Raw genomic sequence first — 2,136 nt, 5'->3', positions numbered from 1 at the left:
CCGGCGAGCGCGCCCCGCGGTCGGGCGGGGACGGGGGCCGCCGCGTCGGCTCGGTCGGGTGTCGGGTCGGTCACCTCCCGAGCATGCCAGGCGTCGCGCCCGTCCCCGCCGCGCATCAGTAGCTCACGCTCGGGGCGAGGAGGCGGAAGCCGACCGCGAAGGCCGCGATGCCGGCCAGGGCGAGGACCACGAGGATCCGGCCCGCGACGATCCACGCCCCGCGACGGGTGCGGACCGCCTGGACGGCGGCGAGCGCGGCGGGGACCACGGCGAGCGCCCCGGCCAGCTGCAGCGCCTGGAGGGTGCGCAGCGAGACGGCGGACACGTCGACGAAGGACATGGCCTCGAGGGCGGCCACGGTCCAGCCGGCGAGCGCCAGGAGGGTCACCGCCTGGCCGATGCGGGAGAGCAGGAGCGCACGGCTGCGGCGCGGGCGCGGGACCGGCACGGCCTCTCCCGCCGCGTCGGGGCGCGGGGACCGGCGGCGGCCGATGCCGGCGATCGCCGTCGCGGGCCAGGCGACCACCGAGACCAGCAGCACGGCCACGGCGGCGAGGAGCCCGGGGATCGCGACGGACGCGGCCTGCCAGGGCTCGGCCCGGAGGAGCGTGAAGGACGCGCCCCACGAGATGGCGGAGACGGTGCCGTCGGCGTCCTCCCGGGTGGCGAGCACGGCGTCGCCGCCGACCTCCCGCCACAGGTGGTCGCCCGCCCGCTCGTAGACGCCCGTCGTCACGCCGAGCGGCTTCGGGGTGACGGCGACGGTCCCGTCGGCGCGCGGCACGATCTCCGTCTGGCCGCTGAGCGCCAGGAGCGCGCCGGGGTTGGTGACCGGGGACCGGGAGGACGTCCAGGTGCCGGCGAGGGCCGCGGCGGCGGCCGGATCCCCCTCGGGGGCGGCGCCGGCCGCGGCGGTCGCGCTGGCCGCCGTGCCCTCCTCGGCATCCCGCAGGTACCGGTCGGCGAAGCCCTGCAGCACGGCCGTGCGCAGCTCGAGCGTGTCGACGGCGTCGCGGCCGTTGCCGTTGAGCGTGAGGAAGATGCCGGCGTCGCTCCCGGGGAACACGCGCAGCGCCGAGTGGAAGACGTTGGTGTCGCCGTCGTGGCCGACGGCCGGGAGGCCCGGCGTGCTGTCGTCGAAGAAGCCGAGCGCCATGCGCTGCCCGGCGGCCAGGGTGCCGAGCTGGTCGGCGTCGAGGGCGGGGCGGTGCATCAGGTCGAGGGTGGCGGGATCGAGGAGCGCATGGTCCGCGGGGAGGTCGCCCAGGTGGCCGAGCATGAAGCGCGCCATGTCGGTCGCCGTGGCGGAGAGGGCGCCGGCGGGCGCCGCGTTCACGACCTCCACCGGGTACGCCGGCTGGGAGTCGTCGGGGTAGCCCTTCGCCATCCGGGCGGCGAGGTCCTCGGGCAGCGGCTGGGCGAAGGAGGAGGACTCCATGCCCGCGCGGTCGAGCACCCGCTGCTGCACCAGGTCGACGAACGACCGGCCCGCGACGCGCTCGGCGACGTAGCCCGCGAGGCTCGCGCCGTAGTTGGAGTAGGCGGGGGTGGTGCCGGGCACGAAGACCTGGGCGGGCGGATCGGTGCGCATCGCGTCGCCGAGGGACCGCTCGCTGCCGGGCAGCCCGATGAGGCCCGCGATGACCTCCTCGAACCCGGCCGTGTGCGTGAGGAGGTGCCGAAGGGTGACGGCGCCCTTCGGGGTGTCGAGGTCGAAGTCCAGGTACTGCTGCACGTCGGCGTCGAGGTCGAGCCGGCCCTCCTCCACCAGCTGCATGACCGCCGTGGCGGAGACCACCTTGGAGACGGAGCCGACGCGGAAGAGGGTGCGGTCGGGATCCACCGGCGTGGCGGGCGCGCCCTCCGTGCCGGTGTCGGCGAGGCCGTAGCCGCGGGCGGTGAGCACGCGGCCGTCGGCGACCACGGAGACGGCGGCGCCCGGGATGCCCGTCGTGGCCAGCGCGGAGCCGACGACGCCGTCGAGCCAGGCGTCGACGTCGGCCTGCGTGAGCTCGTGACCGCCGGGCTGGTGCTGCGGCGGGGCCGGGGGCGGCGGGTCCGCGCCGGGCCCCACGGGGGCCCCCGGGGCCGCCCGCTCCCTGGGCGCCGGCGGGCGCGGGCCCCCCCCCCCCCGCG

The 2,136-nt window shown here is 77.9% G+C and carries 1 protein-coding gene; it reads right to left on the bottom strand.

The annotated features are described in order from the left end of the window. Window positions 1-115 precede the first annotated feature (115 nt). Window positions 116-2,074 (bottom strand): serine hydrolase domain-containing protein, encoded by a 1,959-nt coding sequence (locus tag Q6969_RS15130; RefSeq protein WP_317231184.1) that lies wholly within the window; start codon window positions 2,072-2,074, stop codon window positions 116-118. Window positions 2,075-2,136 lie beyond the last annotated feature (62 nt).

Source organism: Clavibacter sp. MX14-G9D, assembly GCF_032917815.1.
GTDB classification, from domain to species: Bacteria; Actinomycetota; Actinomycetes; order Actinomycetales; family Microbacteriaceae; genus Clavibacter; species Clavibacter michiganensis_K.
The sequence above is the reverse complement of the archived record's forward strand: the minus strand, read 5'-3'. Positions and strand labels throughout refer to the sequence as shown.